We start from the raw sequence: 17845 nt of genomic DNA on the forward strand, positions 1-17845 counted from the left end.
CGCTTCGCGATCTTGAGCCACCCTCTCCCACAAGGGGAGAGGGTGCAGCGGAGTTTACGGCGGGAGCCACGCCTCACTGCAAGTTGACGTTGAACTCGTAGGCCTTGTCAGTGCCCACCAGGGTGAATTTCAACGCTGCGCCGTCGGGCTTGGCGCCGGGCGGCAGGCCGTCGAGCGCGAAGCTGAAGCGCTTGACGCCGGGCGGGCTGTGCGCATCCGGCATCGGGATCGGCAGCGCCCAGTCCGGCGTCGGGCCTTCGACGAACAAATTGACGTCGCGCGCATCCGGCGTCGCCACGTCGACCACCACGGACTGGCCGTCGCGCTTGACGTCGCGGATCGTCAGCGGATTGGGGTCGCCGATATTGGCCGGCTTCGGCACCGTGTCGAGTGCCGCGAACAGCGTCTGGTCTTCGGTCGAGGCGACGCTGGTGAAGGGCAGCTCGGCCTTGGCATCGACGGGAATACAGATCTTCTCGCACACCGCGTAGCTGATATCGGCGCGGAGGATCACCGGCTTGTCGGCGTTCTTGGTCACGATGCGTAGCGGCAGCACGATCTGGTCATGATAGCCGAGCGAATGGCCGCCGGCGCCGTCGTCGAACTTGGTCGGCGCCGGCCACAACACCGTCACCGCCTCGATATTGTCCGACTTCGAGAAATCGAATCGCGGCGGCACGCCGGAATCGCCCGGGTTGCGCCAATAGGTATGCCATCCCGGCTGCAGCTGCAGCACGATGCCGCCGAGCAGCACCGTTCCGCTGCGCGATCCCGCCAACAGGCGCAACTGCGAATGGCTGTCCTGTTGCCACGATGACGCGTCCTGCGCGCAAGCGGGCGTCGCAAACCACGACGATGCGCACAGAGCGGCAAGGAGTGCGAAAGCGAGATGGGGAGGAACCAAGGTCTTCATGAGACGTCTTTAATCCGGGATAGACGCGTAAACCATTGAATTGCTTGTGAGCGATATCGGCGGCGCGAACCTTGATTGACAGATGCGCATCCCGATATCAGGATGCCATGACGCATGAGAGTCCTCGCGGATGAATCCTGAGGGAAAAAGGCACGGCGACGTCGGTCGCAGGATAATCGGCATCGGCAGCGATGCATCCAGCGACGATGTCTCGGGCCAAGGCTACCTTGACGGACGCTTGCTGGTCGCCATGCCGGTGATGGGTGACCCGCGTTTCGAGAGATCGGTGATCTATCTCTGCGCCCATTCGGCCGAAGGCGCCATGGGTATCATGGTGAACCGACCGGCCGGCAGCATCGATTTTCCGCAGCTGTTGATGCAGCTCAACATCATCAAGGAAAGCGAAGAGATCAAGCTGGCGGGCAGTGCCGAGATCATGAAGGTGCTGTCGGGCGGCCCGGTCGACACCGGGCGCGGCTTCGTGCTGCATTCCAGCGACTATTTCATCGCCAATGCGACGCTCAAGATCAATGACGGCGTCTGCCTGACCACGACCGTCGATATCCTCAAGGCGATCGCCAACGGCAACGGGCCGCAGCATGCGATCCTGGCACTCGGCTATGCCGGCTGGCGGCCGGGGCAGCTGGAGTCCGAGATCCAGGACAATGGCTGGCTGCACTGCGATGCCGATGCCGAGCTGATTTTCGGCGACGATATCGACGATAAATATGATCGCGCGCTGCGCAAGATCGGCATCGATCCCGGCATGCTGTCGAACGAAGCGGGGCATGCGTAGCTCGCTCGGTAATGCCCTGCGCAGGCGGGGCATTCAGTATGCCACAGCTTCTCGACTTATTACGATGCCTGTGAAGACTGGATCGCCCGCCTCGCGGGCGATGACGGCTCAGTGCGTGCCTACTCCGCCGCTTGCTGCGCCACCGTCGGCTCGGTGCCCGCGACCGTGGCGCGGCGCATGTCGCGTGGCTGCGATTGGTCGTAGCGGCGGACGCGGTGCATGGTCTGGCGATTGTCCCACATCACGAGATCATGCAGTGTCCAGCGATGGACATAGACGAATCGCGGCTGCGTCGCGTGCTCGGTGAGGTCGCGCAGCAGCAGCCGTCCTTCCGGCACGCTCATGCCGCTGACGGCGCCGGCATGCGATGACAGATACAGCGACTTGCGGCCATGTGCCGGATGCGTGCGCACCAGGCGCTGACGGACCGGCTTGAACATCCGCTTCTCCTCCTCGCTGTAATCGAGGAAGCCGAGCGCGCCGCGCGAATACATCAGCGAATGTTCGCAGACGAGATCCTCGATCTCGCCCCTGATCTCGTCGTCGAGCGCATCATAGGCCGCGCGCATGTCCGCGAACTCGGTGTTGCCGCCCTTCGGATTGACCACGCGCGCCGACAGGATCGAGTACTTCGCCGGAATCGGGCGGAACGAGCTGTCCGAGTGCCACAGGCAGTTGCCGAGATTGAATAGATGGCTGCGGTGGTCTGCAGGCAGCGGCTTGCCATCCTTGCCGAGATTGGAGACGTCGTTCAGCCCGGTGCTCAGCCGATAATCTTCGCGCTTGGTGACGGTACCGCCGCGGGCCTTCTCCCGCTCGCCGAAATTCAGTGCAAATGCGAGCTGCTGCTCGTCGGTGATGTCCTGGCCGTGAAACACCAGCACCCCATAATGGTCAATCCCAGCCTGCAGCTGCGCGACCTCATCGCTCGCAAGCGGCTTGCCGAGATCGACGCCGGACACTTCGCCGACGAAGCAGGGATGCAGCTGCCGGATTGCAATGGCCATGGCACGTTTCTCCTGACGGCGGGATTGATCCCGCTCTGTTGCCAGCAACGCTACTACTGAATAGCGCGATGTCAACGCGCGCAAACATGCCCTGTCATGCGTTGCGCGCCATCAACCCGCCATCGACCGGGATCACCGCGCCGGTGAGAAACGAGGCCGCCGGCAGGCACAGGCTGAGCGTCATATGCGCGACCTCTTCCGGATCGCCGTAGCGGTTGAGCGCGGTGCGGCGCCTGGCATAAACGGCCTTCTGCTCGTCGGGAATGCGTGCCGTCATCGCGGTGGTGATCGGTCCGGGGCAGATGCAGTTGACGGTGATGCCATCGCGGCCGAGCTCGACCGCAAGCGAGCGCGTCAGACCGGTGACGCCGGCCTTCGCGGCGGAATAGGCGCTGTGCAGCGCGGTCGCGCCGAGCGCCTCGGTGGATGCGATGTTGACGATGCGCGGGCTGCCCGACTTGCGCAGATAGGGCAATGCCGCGCGGATGATGCGCTGCTGGGCCGTCAGCATCACGCTGAGCCCGCGCGTCCAGGCATCATCATAAGCGGGATTATCGATCGCCGCGCGGACCGAGATGCCGGCATTATTGACCACGATGTCGAGGCCGCCGAAATGTGCGGCGACCGCATCGACAACGCGCGGGATCGCATCGCGATCGCCGATATCGAGCTGCCAGGCTCGCGCTGTTCCACCGTTGGCCTCGATCTCACCGGCGACAGCTTGCGCCGCCTCACTGTTGACGTCGGTGACTGAGACGTGCGCGCCTTCGTCGGCGAACACGCGTGCGGTGGCGCGGCCCATGCCCGAACCTGCGCCCGTTATCAGCACGGTCAGACCTTGCACCGAGCGGCTGAGCCGCTTGTAGTTCTGCATTGTGCGACTCTCGGAAAATTTGAGACACGAGGGCTTACGTTGACAACGCTCGCACCGATCCGCACACAGGTCAAACAACGAACGAGAAAACAAGCGAGAGGAGGCGGGACATGAACGAGCTCGACTTCACGGACAAGCAGGTGCTGGTGGTCGGCGGCTCCAGCGGTATCGGCAACGGCATTGCACAATCGTTTCGCAAACGTGGCGCGCGCGTCACGGTCTGCGGCACGCGGGACAGCGCGCGGGATTATGCGGCGGAGGAGGGCTCGGATCTGGAGGGGCTCGATTACGCGCGGCTCGACGTCAGCAGGGCGAGCGCGATCGAGGCTTTCGCGCCATCATTCGACCGGCTCGACATCCTGGTGCTGGCGCAGGGCGCGGTGCTGTATCGCCGCGGTGAATTCGAGATGGATGGGTTCCGGAAGGTGCTCGAGGTCAACCTGATCAGCCTGATGGCTTGCGCGACCCGATTCCATCCGATGCTCAGCGCAGCGAAAGGCGCGCTCATCATCGTCTCCTCGACCGCGGCGTATCATTCCACTATGGGCAATCCGGCCTACAACGCCTCGAAGACGGGGGCGGTCGGCTTGACGCGCACATTGGCGGAGGCGTGGGCCGAGGACGGCATCCGCGTCAACGGCATCGCGCCCGGTCTGGTCGACACCAAGATGACAAAGGTCACGACCGCGAATCCCAAGCGGCTCGAAGGGGCGCTGGCGCGGATTCCGCTGAAGCGGCTCGGCACGCCGCAGGACATGGCGGGCGCGGCCGTGTTCCTGGCATCGCCGCTGTCGTCCTACGTCATCGGACAGACCATCGTGGTCGACGGCGGACTTATTCTTTGAACGGAACCCGCGCCGTCCTCGCCGGTTAGCTGAGCATCAAATTCCGGGCAGCAAAGGGAGTGCGGCGATGGACACCGATCGGATTGCAGGGACGGCCAAGGATGTCGCGGGCAAAGTGGAAGGCGGCCTTGGCGACTTGACCGGCGACAAGGAAACGCAGGCCTCTGGCCGCGTGCGCGAAGCCTCGGGCGTGGTGCAGAATCTCTATGGCCAAGCCAAGGATGCGGCGCGCGACGCCAGCGATGCCGCGATGGATTTCGCCAAGGACAAGCTGGGCAACAGCACCGACACCGTGCGCGACGGCACCCAGGCCTTGACGCAGAAGGTGCAGGACAATCCGCTCGGCGCGCTGCTGGTCGCCGGAGGCATCGGCTTCGCGCTGGCGCTGCTGATGTCGCGCCCGGCGCGGCGTCCGCCGCCGTCGCGTTGGCGCTATTAAAGCTGAGCGCGTCATCGACGCGACCCAAAGGTGGTGAGGCACGGCCTGCTTTCGGCTCTCTGTAAGGAGAGACGAAGGCGGGCCGCTTTGCTTGGGACTCAACTTAAAGCCCGAAGCCGCTCAACGCGTCGGCTGATCCTGCGCCGCGGCTGCGCGGCCGACCGGCCGAGGTCCGGTCGGCGAAGGGTTATGCGCGGCCGGCGGCTTCTGCGGCTGCTGCTGAGGCCCACCGAAGCCAAAGAATTCACGAATGCTCTGCCCGGCTCCGGACGGCTGCGATTGGCTTGGCGCGGTCGGCGCGGTCATCCGCTTTTGCTTCTGCTGTGTCGGCGCGGCGGCGGGCGTAGCCGGGTTTGTCTCGCCCGGCGTGGTCGCGGCGACAGGCGTGTCGGGCTTGCCCTGTTCCTTGCTTGGTTCTTTCGGCGGCTCCTTGGCCTGCTCGCGGCCGACTTCGCGGCGTGGCCAGACGTAATCATCGGCACGGCCGGCGGGCGGGCTCAACGCCTCACCCTTGACGAGGGTTCGTGCGGCCAGTGCATCGACTGCAGCCGGCCTACCTCCAGGGCCGCCGAGCAGTTGATCGGTGCCGACCGAGGAGGCGACCAATGGCAGGATCGGACCGGCGATCGGGCGCGGCGCCGGCTGGCCGGGCGGCGCATTGGCATCCGGCGTCGCCGGCTCGCTCGGCAGCTCGATCGGAGCCGACCGTCCCGCTAGCGCGCGGGTGATCTCGCGCTCGACATAATGGGCGAGCTTGCGGGCACCGGCGCGGGTGAAATAGACGCCGTCGGGCGAGCGCAGCGAGCGCGGCTGGCCTTCGAAGTCGGGTCCCTTCTGCATGAAGCGGCCGCCTTCGTCGACGAAGCCGTCCCAGACGTCGACATAGGTGATGCCGGCCTTGCCGGCGGCGTCACGATAGAGCGAGTCCAGGAACAGCGCATCCGCCGTGCCCTTGGGGCCGCGCACCGCCGGCAGGCCGACCCAGATCACCGGCACGCCCTTGCTCTTGAGGACGCCGATCATCTCCTCGATCTTCTTGGTGTAGAGCTCGACCCAGCGATCGTCATGGAATTCAGCGATGCCGTTCGGCGAACGCACCGTCTTTTCAGGCGCCGCCACCCCGTCGTCATTGTCGGCATCATCCTGCGGCAGATCGGTGTCGGCCGGCTTGTCATCGGGTTTGGCGGCGGTGTCACCCGGCTTCTGGTCCTTGGATTGTTCTTTGGCCTTATCTTTTCCCTGATCTTTTCCTTTGGCGTCCTTCTTGGCCTTGTCCGCCTTCTTGTCGTCGGTCTTCTCGACGGCAGGCTCGTGCAAGGAGACGCGGTCGTTGAGACCGAGCATGACCACGATGGCGTCGGCGCGATCGGCGGCGAGGATGCCCTTGGCCGCGGCCGCCCAATCGGCCGGCTCGCCCTTCGACTGGTACTTGATCAAGCCGGAGCCGTTCTTGCCCTTCCGGACCACGCCCATGTCGGGCTGCTCGGCATAGGCGTCTTCCAGGCCGTAAGCGAGCCAGTCGGCCATGGCGTCGCCGAGCACCAGCACATAGCGCTCGGGCGCGTTGGCATTGTCGTGGTGCTCAGGCGGCGGAGCCTTCGAATAATCCTGGTAGACCCGCTTGGGCTGCTGCGGCTGGAACGGTTGGAAGAAATCGCTGCCGAACCAGCCATGGCCGCCGCCGCCCTGGCGCGGCGGGGGGGACGGCCGCGAGGCGAACGGATTGAAGAAGAACTGCGCCGATGCCGGGCTGACGATGCCGACCAGCATCGCGATCGCAACCGTCAGCGCGACCAGCAGGCCGGGCTCGGTGATGAGCTTGAAAAAGGACTTCAGCTTGGTCATGCGCACCTGTCGCGCGGCAAATTCGTCAGTCACCTTATAGTAAGTGCGGAAAAGGGCCGCAAACAGGCATTCGCGGTTCCCGTCTGGGCAGGCATCCACTCATTGCAGGCAGGGTTGCTTTTGGGCGGAATCGGGCATTGAGATTGTGCGGGCGGTATCGGCGGTGTGCTCCCTCTTCCCGTGTCTTTATGAGGAGAGGTAAAATCGGCTGTTACCGTCCCCTCAGCCGCTCCAGCACGTCCGCAGAGGCGAAGCCATCGGCCGGCGTGCCGATCGAGGCTTGGAAGTTCCGCAGGGCCTCCCGGGTCTGGCCGCCGAACTGTCCGTCCGGGGTGCCGCGGTAGAAGCCGCGCTGGGCGAGAAGCTGCTGCATCTCCAGCCGCTCTGCGCGCGCCAGCGTGCGCTCATCGCGCGGCCAGGGTTGCACGAACGGCGGCTCGCCGCGCAGCCGGTCGGCGAAATGGCCGATCGCCATCGCATAGGCCTCGGCCGGGTTGTATTTCATGATGACGCGGAAGTTCTGCGCCATCAGGAAGCCGGGCCCCTGGGCGCCGGCCGGCGCCAGCAGATAGACCTTTTCGTTCGTGGCGGGGAACGGCTGGCCGTTGGCGCGCTTCAGGCCCATCTGCTGCCATTGCGCGAAGGTCATGGCCTTGGCGCGGTCGGCCAGCATGTAGTTGAAGCCTTGCGGGACCACGACCTCATAGCCCCAGCGCTGGCCCTGCTGCCAGCCGTCCTTCTTCAGATTGTTGGCCGTCGAGGCGATCAGGTCGGCCGGATCGTCGACGACATCGCGACGGCCATCACCATCGGCGTCGACCGCGAAGCGCTTGAAGGCGGTCGGCATGAACTGGGTCGGACCAAAGGCTCCGGCCCAGGAGCCGTGCAACTGTTCAGGGCGCAAGTCACCGCGGTTGAGGATCTCCAGCGCCGAGAGGAACTCCTCCTTAAAATAATCCTGGCGGCGGCCGATACAGGCCAAGGTCGCGGTCGATTGCAGCACGCTGCGGTCACCGACCTGGGTGGAGTAATTCGACTCGATGCCCCAGATCGCCGCGATGATGGTGCGGTCGACGCCATAGGCGCGCTCGGCGGCATCGAACTGCGCCTTGTATTTGGCCAACACCTCACGGCCCTTGGCGAGGCGATTGTCGTTCACCAGGATGTCGAGATAATCCCATATCGACTTGGTGAACTCGGGCTGCGCATCCATCAGATCCATGATGTGAAGGTCGGGCGTGAGGCCGGCCGTGAAGCGCTGGTAATTCTCCTGGGAGATGTTGCGGCGTGCGGCATCAGGCCACATGCCGGCGACGCAATTGTCGAAATTTGCGGCTGCCTCGCGGATCGCGGATGCGGTCATCAGCGGATGGCCCGAGGCGCCGTCCTCACCGCTCCATTGCCCCGGCAGGCCGGGAGCGGATTGCGGCGACGGCGTATTGCCGGTGCCATTGCCGAAGCTGCCGGTGAAAAGATTGTCGAGGAAGCTCAGCGGGCCGCTGCCCCCCTGGGCCCGGGCGGGCGCGGCGCAGGCGATCGCAGCGGCGGCGGCGATGGCCGCTACCTGCCACATCTTCAAGGGTTCCCGTCTTGCCATGGCTTACCCCTTTGCCCGCAAATCAGGCTTTCAGGAGGCCCGTTCCTGGTTACCAAAGCCTTACCAGACATCTAATTTCACAATAGGGACATTTGACGTCCCTTATGAATGAGACTGGAACTGCCGACCAACATCCGCCTTTGTTCTCGGCTGCAAACCCGCTACCAAGATGCGATCCTTTTCGCATTCATTATCGCTATAAGGTTTAGTGCCATCCCATGAAGATCCGCAAAGCCGTTTTTCCGGTTGCCGGCCTCGGCACCCGCGTCCTTCCCGCCACCAAGGCGATGCCGAAGGAGATGCTGACCATCGTCGACAAGCCGCTGATCCAATATGTGTTCGACGAGGCCAGGGAGGCCGGCATCGAGCATTTCGTGTTCGTCACCGGGCGGAACAAAGACGCGATCGAGGACCACTTCGACCTCATGTACGAACTCGATGCGACCTTGGCGGCGCGGGGTAAGAAGGCCGAGCAGGAAATTCTGGCGCGCGACCAGCCTGCGGCCGGCGCGGTCAGCTTCACCCGCCAGCAGTCGCCGCTCGGGCTTGGCCACGCGGTGTGGTGCGCGCGTGACATCGTCGGTGACGAACCATTCGCGGTGGTGCTGCCGGACGAGCTGGTGCTGAACGCGCCGGGCTGCCTGGCGCAGATGATCGCGGCCGCCAACAGGCTGCCGGAGAAGTCGAACGTGCTGGCGGTGCAGGAAGTGCCCGCGGACCAGACCCATCAATACGGCATCTGCGGCGTCGGCAAGCGCGACGGCAGCATGTTCGAGGTCGACGGCATGGTCGAGAAGCCGGCCAAGGGCACCGCGCCTTCGAACTTCTCGATCACCGGCCGCTACATCCTGCAGCCGGAGATCTTCAAGATCCTGGCGACGCAGCAGCGCGGCGCCGGCGGCGAGATCCAGCTCACCGATGCGATGATCGGCCTCTCGAAGACGCAGAAATTCTACGGCGTCGAGTTCGAGGGCGAGCGGCATGATTGCGGTTCGAAGTCGGGCTTCCTGCGCGCCAACATCGCCTTCGGCATGGCCCGCTCCGATCTCCGTGACGGCCTGCGCGAGGACATGAAGAAGTATCTGGCGGGGTAGGGCTGAGCTCTCGACGTCATTGCGAGCGAAGCGAAGCAATCCAGAGCCAGGAAGGAAGTCTGGATTGTTTCGGTCGCTTTGCTCCTCGCAATGACGAATTTGGCGTGTGAGCCTAAGCCGCCACCGGCTGCGCCGGCACCGCGGTGACGATGCAGCGGTTGCGGCCGGCGGCCTTGGCGGCGTAGAGCGCTTTGTCGGCGGCCTGCAATAGATCGGCCCAGTCGCTGTCGCGTGCGGGCGTCACGCCGGCGACGCCGACGCTGACGGTCGCCGGTGCGGCCTCGTCGGACCAGCTCTGCACCTTGAGGCGGATGGTCTCGGCCACGCGGAGCGCATAGGTCTCCGACAGTCCGGGCAACAGCACCGCGAATTCCTCGCCGCCATAGCGGACCGCGCAATCGCCGGCCCGGCGTACCGAATCCGTGATGCAGATCGCGATCCCGACCAGCATCTGGTCACCGGCCTGATGGCCGTGGTTGTCGTTGTAGCTCTTGAAGTGGTCGGCATCGATCATCAGCAGCGCGAGCGGCGTATGATGACGCATGGCGCGACTCCATTCGCTCTCGATGGTGGTGTCGAATTTGCGCCGGTTCTTCAGGCCGGTCAGCGCATCGGTGGCCGCAAGTTCCTCCAGCCGCGCCTCGGCCTCGGTGCGGCGCATCATCTCGCGCGCGGCGATCATGGTGGCTGCGACCACGAAGACGATCAGCGCCAGCATCGTCGCGCCGATCCGGATCGCTTCTGTCCGCCAGAGACGGTAGATCTCGCGCCACGGCTTGCCGGCCAGCACCACCAGCGGTTTGGTGCCGTCGCGCCAGACCATCAGCCGCGGGACATTGTCGAGGGTTCCGGCGCTCGCATACCATCCGCTGGGTTCGGTCAGTGCCCGCGCCACGCCCGGCACCCGGGCGAGATTCTTTCCGATGTCATCGAGATCGAACGGGGTGCGCATGATCACCGTGCCGTCATGACGCAACACGGTGATGCTGTCGCCCGGTCCAAGCGTGAGGCGGCCGAACAGCTCGTGGAAATAGCTGAAGCGGATCGAGCCGACCACGACGCCGAGAAACCGTCCGTCAGCGGCCTGGATGCGGCGGCTCAGCACGATCGCATAGGTGCTGCGATACAGGGTCGGGCGGCTGATATAGAGGCCGACATCAGGGTTGTCGCGATGGACCTGGAAATATCCCTCGCCGCTGCGATCCTCGGGCTGCGGATCGAGCGAGGCGGAATCGACCTTGAGATGGCCGGTCGCGTCATAGACCTGGATCGCGCCGAAATGCTTGGCGGTGGCGGCGTGGTCGAACAGGATCAACTGCCGGATCGGCTTGCTGACCTCGTCGATTTCGGGCAGCAACATGTTGCTGGCAACGTTGCGCAGCGACAGGTCATAAAGCTCGATGTTTCGGCTGATGTCGGCGTCGATGCTGGTGGCGAGGTTCTCGAGCGACTGATGCGCCACCACTTCCTCGCCGCGACGCAGGTCGAGCATGACGCTGGCGCAAATTGCGGAGAAGCCGATGACGGTGGAGATCGCGGAGATGATGAGTGTTTTCGCGGAGAGCCGCGATGGACGCTTGGCCGGAACTGGTCGACCTGCCACTCGCATCGGCGCGTCCGTTTCTCCGTTGATCTGCACCTGTATAAATTCGGGCCGCGGAGTACCAAGCATGGCTGAGTTAATGCGCGGTTGCGATGGCGGTGTATTGGTCGCGTAAGCTGCACAAAGCGGACGCTGGTGGTATGATGGGATATGATGGAGCGGCAATTTGAACGACTATGATGCCCTGCGGGACTACCTCAAGCAGCAAACCGCGATCGAGCTCGTGCTCTCTTTCGAGGCGATCGAGGAGATCATCGGCGCCAGCTTGCCGCGCGCCGCGCACCGCGCCTCCTGGTGGGACAGCCTGCGCAGCCCGCAGGAGAAGATGCCGCAGCGTGAGGCCTGCCTCGCGGCGGGCTATGTCGCGACTCGAATGCCGGATGTCGGCCGCGTCAAGTTCAAGCGGATGAAGAAGGAGACCGCGCGGCGGAGCAGCATCCCCGGGACCTAAGGACGGCCGCAGAACTTTAGCGCAGATCGTTATAACTTCCTTGCCAGGCATCGTATTCGTCGAGGCGATGCAAGGCTGCAAAGAGATTATTCGCTTCAATCGAAGGACGCGCAGATGAACCAGCCGATGCTTCCCCGCGAACGCTGCGAATTTTCCGCCATCGTCGATCGTCCGCCGTTGAAGTTGCCGGGCAACAACCGCGTCGTGGTCTGGACTATCGTCAACTACGAGGTCTGGGACATCGGCAAGCCGATGGCGCGGCAGATCCTCCCGGCTCCGACCGGCGTGCCGCAACTGCCCGACGTGCCGAACTGGAGCTGGCACGAATACGGCATGCGCGTCGGCTGCTGGCGCTTCTTCGATCTGTACAGGAAGCTCGGGATCCGGCCGACGCTCTCGGTCAACGCACGCGTCTGCGACGATTATCCGCGCGTTGCCGCGGAGGCGCGCGACCTTGGCTGGGAATTCATGGGGCATGCCTTCGAGCAGGGGCCGATCCACAAGGAGACCGACCAGAAAGCGATGATCCATCGCAGCATGGACCGGCTGGAACAGTTCACCGGCAAGCGGCCGGTCGGCTGGCTCGGTCCCGGCCTGACGCAGACCCTGGAGACGCCGGAGCTGCTGGTCGAGGCCGGCGTCAAGTATATCGGCGACTGGGTCTATGACGACGAGCCGACGGTGATCAAGACCGCGGAAGGGCCGCTCGTCACGCTGCCTTATACGGTCGAGCTCAACGACATTCCGATGATGATCGTGCAGCATCATGACAGCGATCATCTGTACAAGCGCGCGGTCGAGACCTTCGACCAGCTCTATGAGGAAAGCGCACAGCGGCCGAAATTCATGGCGATCGCTGTTCACGCCTATATCAGCGGCCAGCCGTTCCGCATCAAGCCGCTCACGGCGATCTACGACTATGTCAACCGCTTCGACGGCGTGCTGCATTGGAACGGCGAGCAGATCTACGATTGGTATCGCAGCGTCACGCCGGAACTCGGCGGCGGACCGTCCGGCAGATGATGGTCTGTCCCGCCGGCGCCGAATGATCTAGAGTCGGGCAAAGGAGATCATCCATGGCTCTCGACATTCTTGCCGGTCCGCGTGACGGCGTGCGCTTGGCATCGGTCGCGCCGCGGCATGCACCGCTGTTCTGCTTCGCGCTGCTCACGGGGGCATGCGCATTGGCGAGCCTGGCGCTGGCCTGCGCTACGCCGTTCGCGGCCTTCGCTGTCATCGCCGCTGCACAGCTGCGGCTACGTCAGGCGTTGCTGGTGGTGTTAGGCAGCTGGCTCGTCAATCAGGGCATCGGTTTTGGCGTGCTGCATTATCCGATCGACGTGACGACGATGATGTGGGGTCTGGTGATCGGTGCTGCAGCCCTCGTTGCGACGTTTCTTGCCTCAGGCGTACTACGCGCCTCGTTGCGCTTGTCCGCGCCGCTCGCGCTGACCTTGGCGCTGCTCTGCGCCTACAGCGGCTATGAGCTGGTGCTGCTGGCTGCGACGCCTGTGCTCGGTGGCGCCGCGAGCTTCACCGCCGCGATCATGACAAAGATCGGCCTCACCAGCATGGCTTGGCTGATCGGACTGGTCGCGATTTGCGAGATCGTCCGCTTGCTCAATCCGGCTCGATTGCATCACACGGTCTGATTGCGGCTATTTTTATTGCGACCTCGCCGGGCCATCCGTCGCGGCGGGCGTCGCAGTTGTGCACGTGTTCCTTCGCAAGCGCGAACGATTCGATGTGTCGTCTCCGTCCAAAGTTGGCCCGGATTCTGCTTTGACACTGGCTCGGAAGGCTGATCCAATTTCGTGCTCCTCCAAGGATGGTGCGGGGAGTTCGCGATGGGCATTCAGCGCCACCTTGGAGCCGATGGGATGAACGAGCGGGACCTTCGAGACCAGATCGCGGACGTCAAAGCGGGGCGCCTGTCACGCCGCGCATTTGTGCAGAGGATGATCGCCGTTGGGCTCACGGCGCCGATGGCCGGCGCCATGCTCTCACATTCCGGCGTCGCGATCGCCGCAGAGCAGATCGAATACAAGCCGACCAAGGCCGGCGGCGGCGGCACGCTGAAGCTCTTGTTCTGGCAGGCGCCGACCCTGCTCAATCCGCACTTCGCCATCGGCACCAAGGATCAGGAGTGCTCCCGGCTGTTCTATGAGCCGCTCGCCGGCTGGGATAAGGACGGCAATCTGGTGCCGATTCTGGCCGCTGAGATTCCGAGCAAGGAAAACGACGGGCTCGCCGAGGACGGCCTCACGGTGATCTGGAAGCTGAAGCAGGGCGTCAAATGGCACGACGGCCAGCCGTTCACAGCCGACGACGTCATCTTCAACTGGCAATATTCGATCAACCCGGACACCGCTGCGGTTTCAATCGGAAGCTACAAGGGCATCAAGTCAGCCGAGAAGGTCGACGATCACACGGTGAAGCTGACCTTCACGCAGCCGACGCCATTTTGGGCCGACGCCTTCGTCGCCGCTTATGGCCTGATCATTCCGAAGCATCTGTTTGCCGACTATATCGGCAGCAAGTCGCGCGATGCGCCGACCAATCTGAAGCCGGTCGGCACCGGCCCCTATCTGTTCGTCGACTTCAAGCCCGGCGACACCGTCTCGGCCAAGCTCAATCCCAACTATCATCAGCCGAACCGTCCCTATTTCGACACGGTCGAGGTCAAGGGCGGCGGCGACGCGGTGTCGGCGGCACGCGCGGTGCTGCAGACCGGCGAATACGACTACGCCTATAATCTGCAAGTCGAGGACGAGATCCTGCAGAAGCTCGAGGCCGGTGGCCAGGGCAAGGCCCAACTGACGGTCACCGGGCATATCGAATACATCGCCCTCAACGTGGCCGATCCCTGGACCGAGGTCGATGGCGAGCGCGCCAGCGTCAAGACCAAGCATCCGTTGTTCTCCGATCCGGCGGTGCGTAAAGCCATCAATCTCCTGATCGACCGCGCCTCGGTACAGAAGTTCATCTACGGCCGCGCCGGTGTTGCCACAGCGAACTTCCTCAACAACCCCGAGCGCTTCCGCTCGCCGAACAACAAGTTCGAGTTCTCGATCGAGAAGGCCAACCAGATCCTGGAGGCGGCCGGCTGGAAGAAGGGCTCGTCCGGCGTGCGGGAGAAGGACGGCAAGCAGCTCAAGCTGGTGTTCCAGAGCTCGATCAACGCGCCGCGGCAGAAGAACCAGGCGATCATCAAGCAGGCATTCGGGAAGGCCGGCATCGAGGTCGAGCTGAAGTCGGTGGTCGCCTCGGTGTTCTTCTCCTCCGACGCCGCCAACCCGGATACGTTCACGCATTTCTACTGCGACATGGAGATGTACCAGACCACCATGCCGCAGGCCGACCCGCAGTTCTTCATGAATCAGTTCGTCTCCTGGGAGATCGCGAACAAGGAGAACAAGTGGCAGGGCCGCAACATCACGCGCTGGCAGAACAAGGACTATGACGAGACTTATCGTCAGGCCCAGAAGGAGCTCGATCCCGTCAAGCGGGCCGCGCTGTTCATCAAGCTCAACGATCTCGTCGTCGCCGACAACTATGTCCAGCCGGAGATCAATCGCCGCAACTGCATTGGGCTGAAGAACGGCATGGTCGTGAACAAGAGCGGCTGGGACAACGATCTCTGGCAGATTGCGAACTGGTATCGCGAGAGCTGATCGCGCCGATCCAGCAGCATGATCAGCCTCCAATCGTTAAGGCGCTGAGCGATGGGAAATTACCTTCTCAGGCGCCTCGTCGTCGCTCTGCCGAGCCTGCTCGGCATCAGCCTCATCCTGTTCGTGCTGCTGGCGCTGGCGCCGGGCGATCCGTTCGGCGAGCTTGCCAGTAACCCGAACATTCCGCCCGAAGTGCGCGAGGCCCTGCGCATCAAGTTCGGGATGGATGACCCGATCCTGCTGCGTTACCTGCACTGGCTGGTCGCCATGCTGCATGGCGACTGGGGCTTCTCCTTTGCCAGCCGCGTCAATGTCGATACGTTGATCCTGCAGCGGATCCCGGCCACGCTCTACGTGGTCGGGAGCTCGCAACTGCTGGCGCTCGCGGTGGCTTTGCCCGTTGGCGTATTGGCGGCGATGCGGCCCTATTCGATCTTCGACCAGATCGCCAACACCTTCGCCTTCATCGGCTTCTCGCTTCCGACCTTCTTCACCGGCCTGCTGTTCATCCTGATCTTCAGCGTCAATCTTGGCTGGCTGCCGTTCGTCTATCGCGCCGACATCCATGCCACCGGCTGGCTGTGGTATTGGGAGAACATCAAGCAGGCGATCATGCCGGTCGCCGTGCTCGGCCTGTTCCAGGCGGCGTCCTACACCCGCTACGTCCGCTCCGCCGTGCTCGACGTCATCAAGCTCGATTACGTCACCACCGCGCGCTCCAAGGGCCTCGCCGAGCGGAAGGTCATCACCAGGCACGTGGTGCGCAACGCGCTGATCCCGGTGGTGACCCTGGTGGCGCTGCAGATGCCGACCGTGTTCGGCGGCGCCATCATCACCGAGCAGATCTTCCGCATTCCCGGCATCGGCTCACTCCTGATCTCAGCGATTCTTGCCAACGATACGCCCGTGATCATGGCGGTGACCTTCGTGTTCGCCTGCCTCGTCGTCCTCTTCAACCTGGTTGCCGATATCCTGTATGGCTGGCTTGACCCACGTATCTCCTTCCGTTGAGGCTGCGGTAATCCCAGCGGCCCCGAAACGGCGCTTCTCGCCGGGCCGCGACGCGCTCAGGCGCTTTCGCCGTCACCGCATGGCTGCGATCAGCGTCGTCGTGCTGGGACTGCTCGCGCTCGCCATCCTGGTCGGCCCCTGGGTCTGGCGCGTCGCGATCGACGATATTGATTTCACCGCGCGGCTCGCGACGCCGTCGTGGGAGCATCCGTTCGGCACCGACGATCTCGGGCAGGATTTGCTGGCGCGCATGCTCTATGGCGGCCGCATTTCGCTCGCGGTCGGCTTCGCGGCGATGGCGGTCGGTCTGTTCTTTGGCACCGTCGTCGGCTCCATTGCCGGCGCCTCCAAGGGGCCGGTCGACGCGGCGCTGATGTGGGTGACGGATCTGTTCCTGTCGCTGCCGCAACTGCCGCTGCTGCTGCTCGTGATCTATCTGTTCCGCGACGGTCTCAAGGCCTGGGTCGGTTCCGAAGGCGGCACCTTCATCCTGATCGTGCTGGTGATCGGCGGTTTCCGCTGGATGCCGGTCGCGCGTCTGGTGCGGGCGCAATTCCTGTCGCTGCGCGAGAAGGAATTCGTCGAGGCGGCACGGGCGCTCGGCGCCTCCAAGCTGCGGCTTGTGGTGCGCCATATCCTGCCCAATGCGCTCGGGCCGGTGATCGTCGCCGGCACCATCGACGTCGCGGCCGCGATCATTGCGGAGTCGACGCTGTCGTTCCTCGGTCTCGGCTTTCCGCCTGACATTCCGACCTGGGGCCGGCTCTTGTATGACGCCAAGGACTATCTCGACATCGCGCCGCACTGGGCGTTGTTTGCCGGCGGCGCCATCTTCCTCACCGTCATCACCATCAACTTCATCGGTGACGGCCTGCGCGACGCGCTCGATCCGCGAAAGGTGATGTGATGGACACGCGCGTTTCGCCTTTGCTCGATATCAGGGGCCTGAAGACCTATTTCGACACCGACGAGGGTCGTGTTCAGGCCGTCGACGGCGTCGACATCGCGATCGGCCGCGGCGAGACCTTGTGCGTGGTCGGTGAGTCCGGCTCCGGCAAGACCGTCACCGCGCTGTCGGTGTTGAAGCTGATCGCGATGCCGCCGGGCCGTATCGTCGGCGGCCAGATCCTGTGGCAGGGCCGTGACCTCGTGCCGCTCCGGGCGGACGAGATGAACCAGATCCGCGCCGGCGAGATCGCCATCGTATTTCAGGAGCCGATGACCTCGCTCAACCCTGTCTATACAGTGGGCGAGCAGATCACCGAGGTGATCCGGCTGCATCAAGGCCTTGGTAAGCGCGCCGCACTGGAACGCGCCACCGAGATGCTGGCGCTGGTGCAGATCCCCAATCCGCAACGCCGCGTGCACGATTATCCGCATCACTTTTCGGGTGGCCAGCGCCAGCGCGTGATGATCGCGATGGCGTTGTCGTGCAATCCAAAGCTCCTGATCGCGGACGAGCCGACCACCGCGCTCGACGTCACGATCCAGGCGCAGATCCTCGACCTCCTGCTCGACATGAAGGAGCGGCTGGGGATGTCCATTATGTTGATTACCCACGCGATGGGCGTGGTCGCCGAGGTCGCGCAGCGCGTGGTCGTGATGTATGCGGGCAGGGTAGTCGAAGAGGCGCCGGTCGAGCGTCTGTTTGCCAACCCGCGCCATCCCTATACGCAGGGCCTGATCCGCTCGATCC

17 protein-coding genes are annotated in these 17845 nt (G+C 64.0%); 11 read left to right on the plus strand and 6 right to left on the minus strand.

What is annotated here, in order from left to right:
• Positions 1–73: 73 nt before the first annotated feature.
• Positions 74–913 (minus strand): protein-disulfide reductase DsbD domain-containing protein, encoded by an 840-nt coding sequence (locus WA702_RS19150; RefSeq protein ID WP_425112105.1) that lies wholly within the window; start codon positions 911–913, stop codon positions 74–76.
• A 130-nt stretch (positions 914–1043) separates the two neighbouring features.
• Between WA702_RS19150 and WA702_RS19155 the strand changes: the two genes are divergently transcribed.
• The gene (locus tag WA702_RS19155; protein WP_425112106.1) at positions 1044–1709 is read left to right on the plus strand and encodes a YqgE/AlgH family protein; all 666 of its coding nucleotides are present in this window, start codon (positions 1044–1046) and stop codon (positions 1707–1709) included.
• A 119-nt stretch (positions 1710–1828) separates the two neighbouring features.
• Here the strand turns inward: WA702_RS19155 and WA702_RS19160 are convergent, their stop codons facing one another.
• Together WA702_RS19160 and WA702_RS19165 are read right to left on the minus strand one after the other, a co-directional pair.
• The gene (locus WA702_RS19160; RefSeq protein WP_425112107.1) at positions 1829–2716 is read right to left on the minus strand and encodes a TauD/TfdA dioxygenase family protein; all 888 of its coding nucleotides are present in this window, start codon (positions 2714–2716) and stop codon (positions 1829–1831) included.
• 94 nt (positions 2717–2810) lie between these two features.
• A complete protein-coding gene (locus tag WA702_RS19165) occupies positions 2811–3590 on the minus strand; it encodes an SDR family NAD(P)-dependent oxidoreductase (RefSeq protein ID WP_425112108.1) in 780 nt (259 codons plus the stop codon).
• 110 nt (positions 3591–3700) lie between these two features.
• Between WA702_RS19165 and WA702_RS19170 the strand changes: the two genes are divergently transcribed.
• Together WA702_RS19170 and WA702_RS19175 are read left to right on the plus strand one after the other, a co-directional pair.
• Positions 3701–4435, plus strand: coding sequence for an SDR family NAD(P)-dependent oxidoreductase (locus tag WA702_RS19170; RefSeq protein ID WP_425112109.1), 735 nt, complete (start codon positions 3701–3703; stop codon positions 4433–4435).
• A 67-nt stretch (positions 4436–4502) separates the two neighbouring features.
• Positions 4503–4874, plus strand: a complete 372-nt coding sequence (locus WA702_RS19175) for a CsbD family protein (protein WP_425112110.1) — start codon at positions 4503–4505, stop codon at positions 4872–4874.
• Between the two features lie 120 nt (positions 4875–4994).
• Here the strand turns inward: WA702_RS19175 and WA702_RS19180 are convergent, their stop codons facing one another.
• Together WA702_RS19180 and WA702_RS19185 are read right to left on the minus strand one after the other, a co-directional pair.
• The gene (locus tag WA702_RS19180; protein ID WP_425112111.1) at positions 4995–6719 is read right to left on the minus strand and encodes a DUF459 domain-containing protein; all 1725 of its coding nucleotides are present in this window, start codon (positions 6717–6719) and stop codon (positions 4995–4997) included.
• Between the two features lie 211 nt (positions 6720–6930).
• Positions 6931–8292, minus strand: coding sequence for a lytic murein transglycosylase (locus WA702_RS19185; protein ID WP_425112123.1), 1362 nt, complete (start codon positions 8290–8292; stop codon positions 6931–6933).
• Positions 8293–8534: 242 nt separating this feature from the next.
• On the opposite strand from WA702_RS19185, the gene galU reads away from it, so the two are divergent.
• Complete coding sequence (gene galU / locus WA702_RS19190; protein WP_425112113.1) at positions 8535–9410, plus strand: UTP--glucose-1-phosphate uridylyltransferase GalU; 876 nt, start codon at positions 8535–8537, stop codon at positions 9408–9410.
• Between the two features lie 112 nt (positions 9411–9522).
• On the opposite strand, the gene WA702_RS19195 is transcribed toward galU, so the two are convergent.
• Positions 9523–11019, minus strand: a complete 1497-nt coding sequence (locus WA702_RS19195) for a sensor domain-containing diguanylate cyclase (protein ID WP_425112114.1) — start codon at positions 11017–11019, stop codon at positions 9523–9525.
• A gap of 160 nt (positions 11020–11179) precedes the next feature.
• Here WA702_RS19195 and WA702_RS19200 point away from each other — a divergent pair, with 160 nt between their 5' ends.
• The 7 genes from WA702_RS19200 to WA702_RS19230 all read left to right on the plus strand — a co-directional run.
• Complete coding sequence (locus tag WA702_RS19200; protein ID WP_425112115.1) at positions 11180–11464, plus strand: DUF7662 domain-containing protein; 285 nt, start codon at positions 11180–11182, stop codon at positions 11462–11464.
• Between the two features lie 114 nt (positions 11465–11578).
• Positions 11579–12487, plus strand: coding sequence for a polysaccharide deacetylase family protein (locus WA702_RS19205; protein WP_425112117.1), 909 nt, complete (start codon positions 11579–11581; stop codon positions 12485–12487).
• Positions 12488–12540: 53 nt separating this feature from the next.
• Entirely contained in the window at positions 12541–13116 is a 576-nt protein-coding gene (locus WA702_RS19210) for a hypothetical protein (RefSeq protein ID WP_425112118.1), read from the plus strand.
• Between the two features lie 228 nt (positions 13117–13344).
• Positions 13345–15138 carry a peptide ABC transporter substrate-binding protein gene (locus WA702_RS19215; protein ID WP_425112119.1) on the plus strand — a complete coding sequence of 598 codons (1794 nt, stop codon included), beginning with the start codon at positions 13345–13347 and terminating at the stop codon, positions 15136–15138.
• A gap of 51 nt (positions 15139–15189) precedes the next feature.
• Complete coding sequence (locus WA702_RS19220; RefSeq protein ID WP_425112120.1) at positions 15190–16149, plus strand: ABC transporter permease; 960 nt, start codon at positions 15190–15192, stop codon at positions 16147–16149.
• Positions 16115–17056 (plus strand): ABC transporter permease, encoded by a 942-nt coding sequence (locus tag WA702_RS19225; protein WP_425112121.1) that lies wholly within the window; start codon positions 16115–16117, stop codon positions 17054–17056. Before WA702_RS19220 ends, WA702_RS19225 begins: the two co-directional genes overlap by 35 nt.
• The coding region (locus tag WA702_RS19230; protein ID WP_425112122.1) for an ABC transporter ATP-binding protein at positions 17056–17845 on the plus strand (790 nt) is incomplete at its 3' end. The genes WA702_RS19225 and WA702_RS19230, both read left to right, overlap by 1 nt.

This window comes from Bradyrhizobium sp., assembly GCF_049798375.1.
Taxonomy (GTDB): domain Bacteria; phylum Pseudomonadota; class Alphaproteobacteria; order Rhizobiales; family Xanthobacteraceae; genus Bradyrhizobium.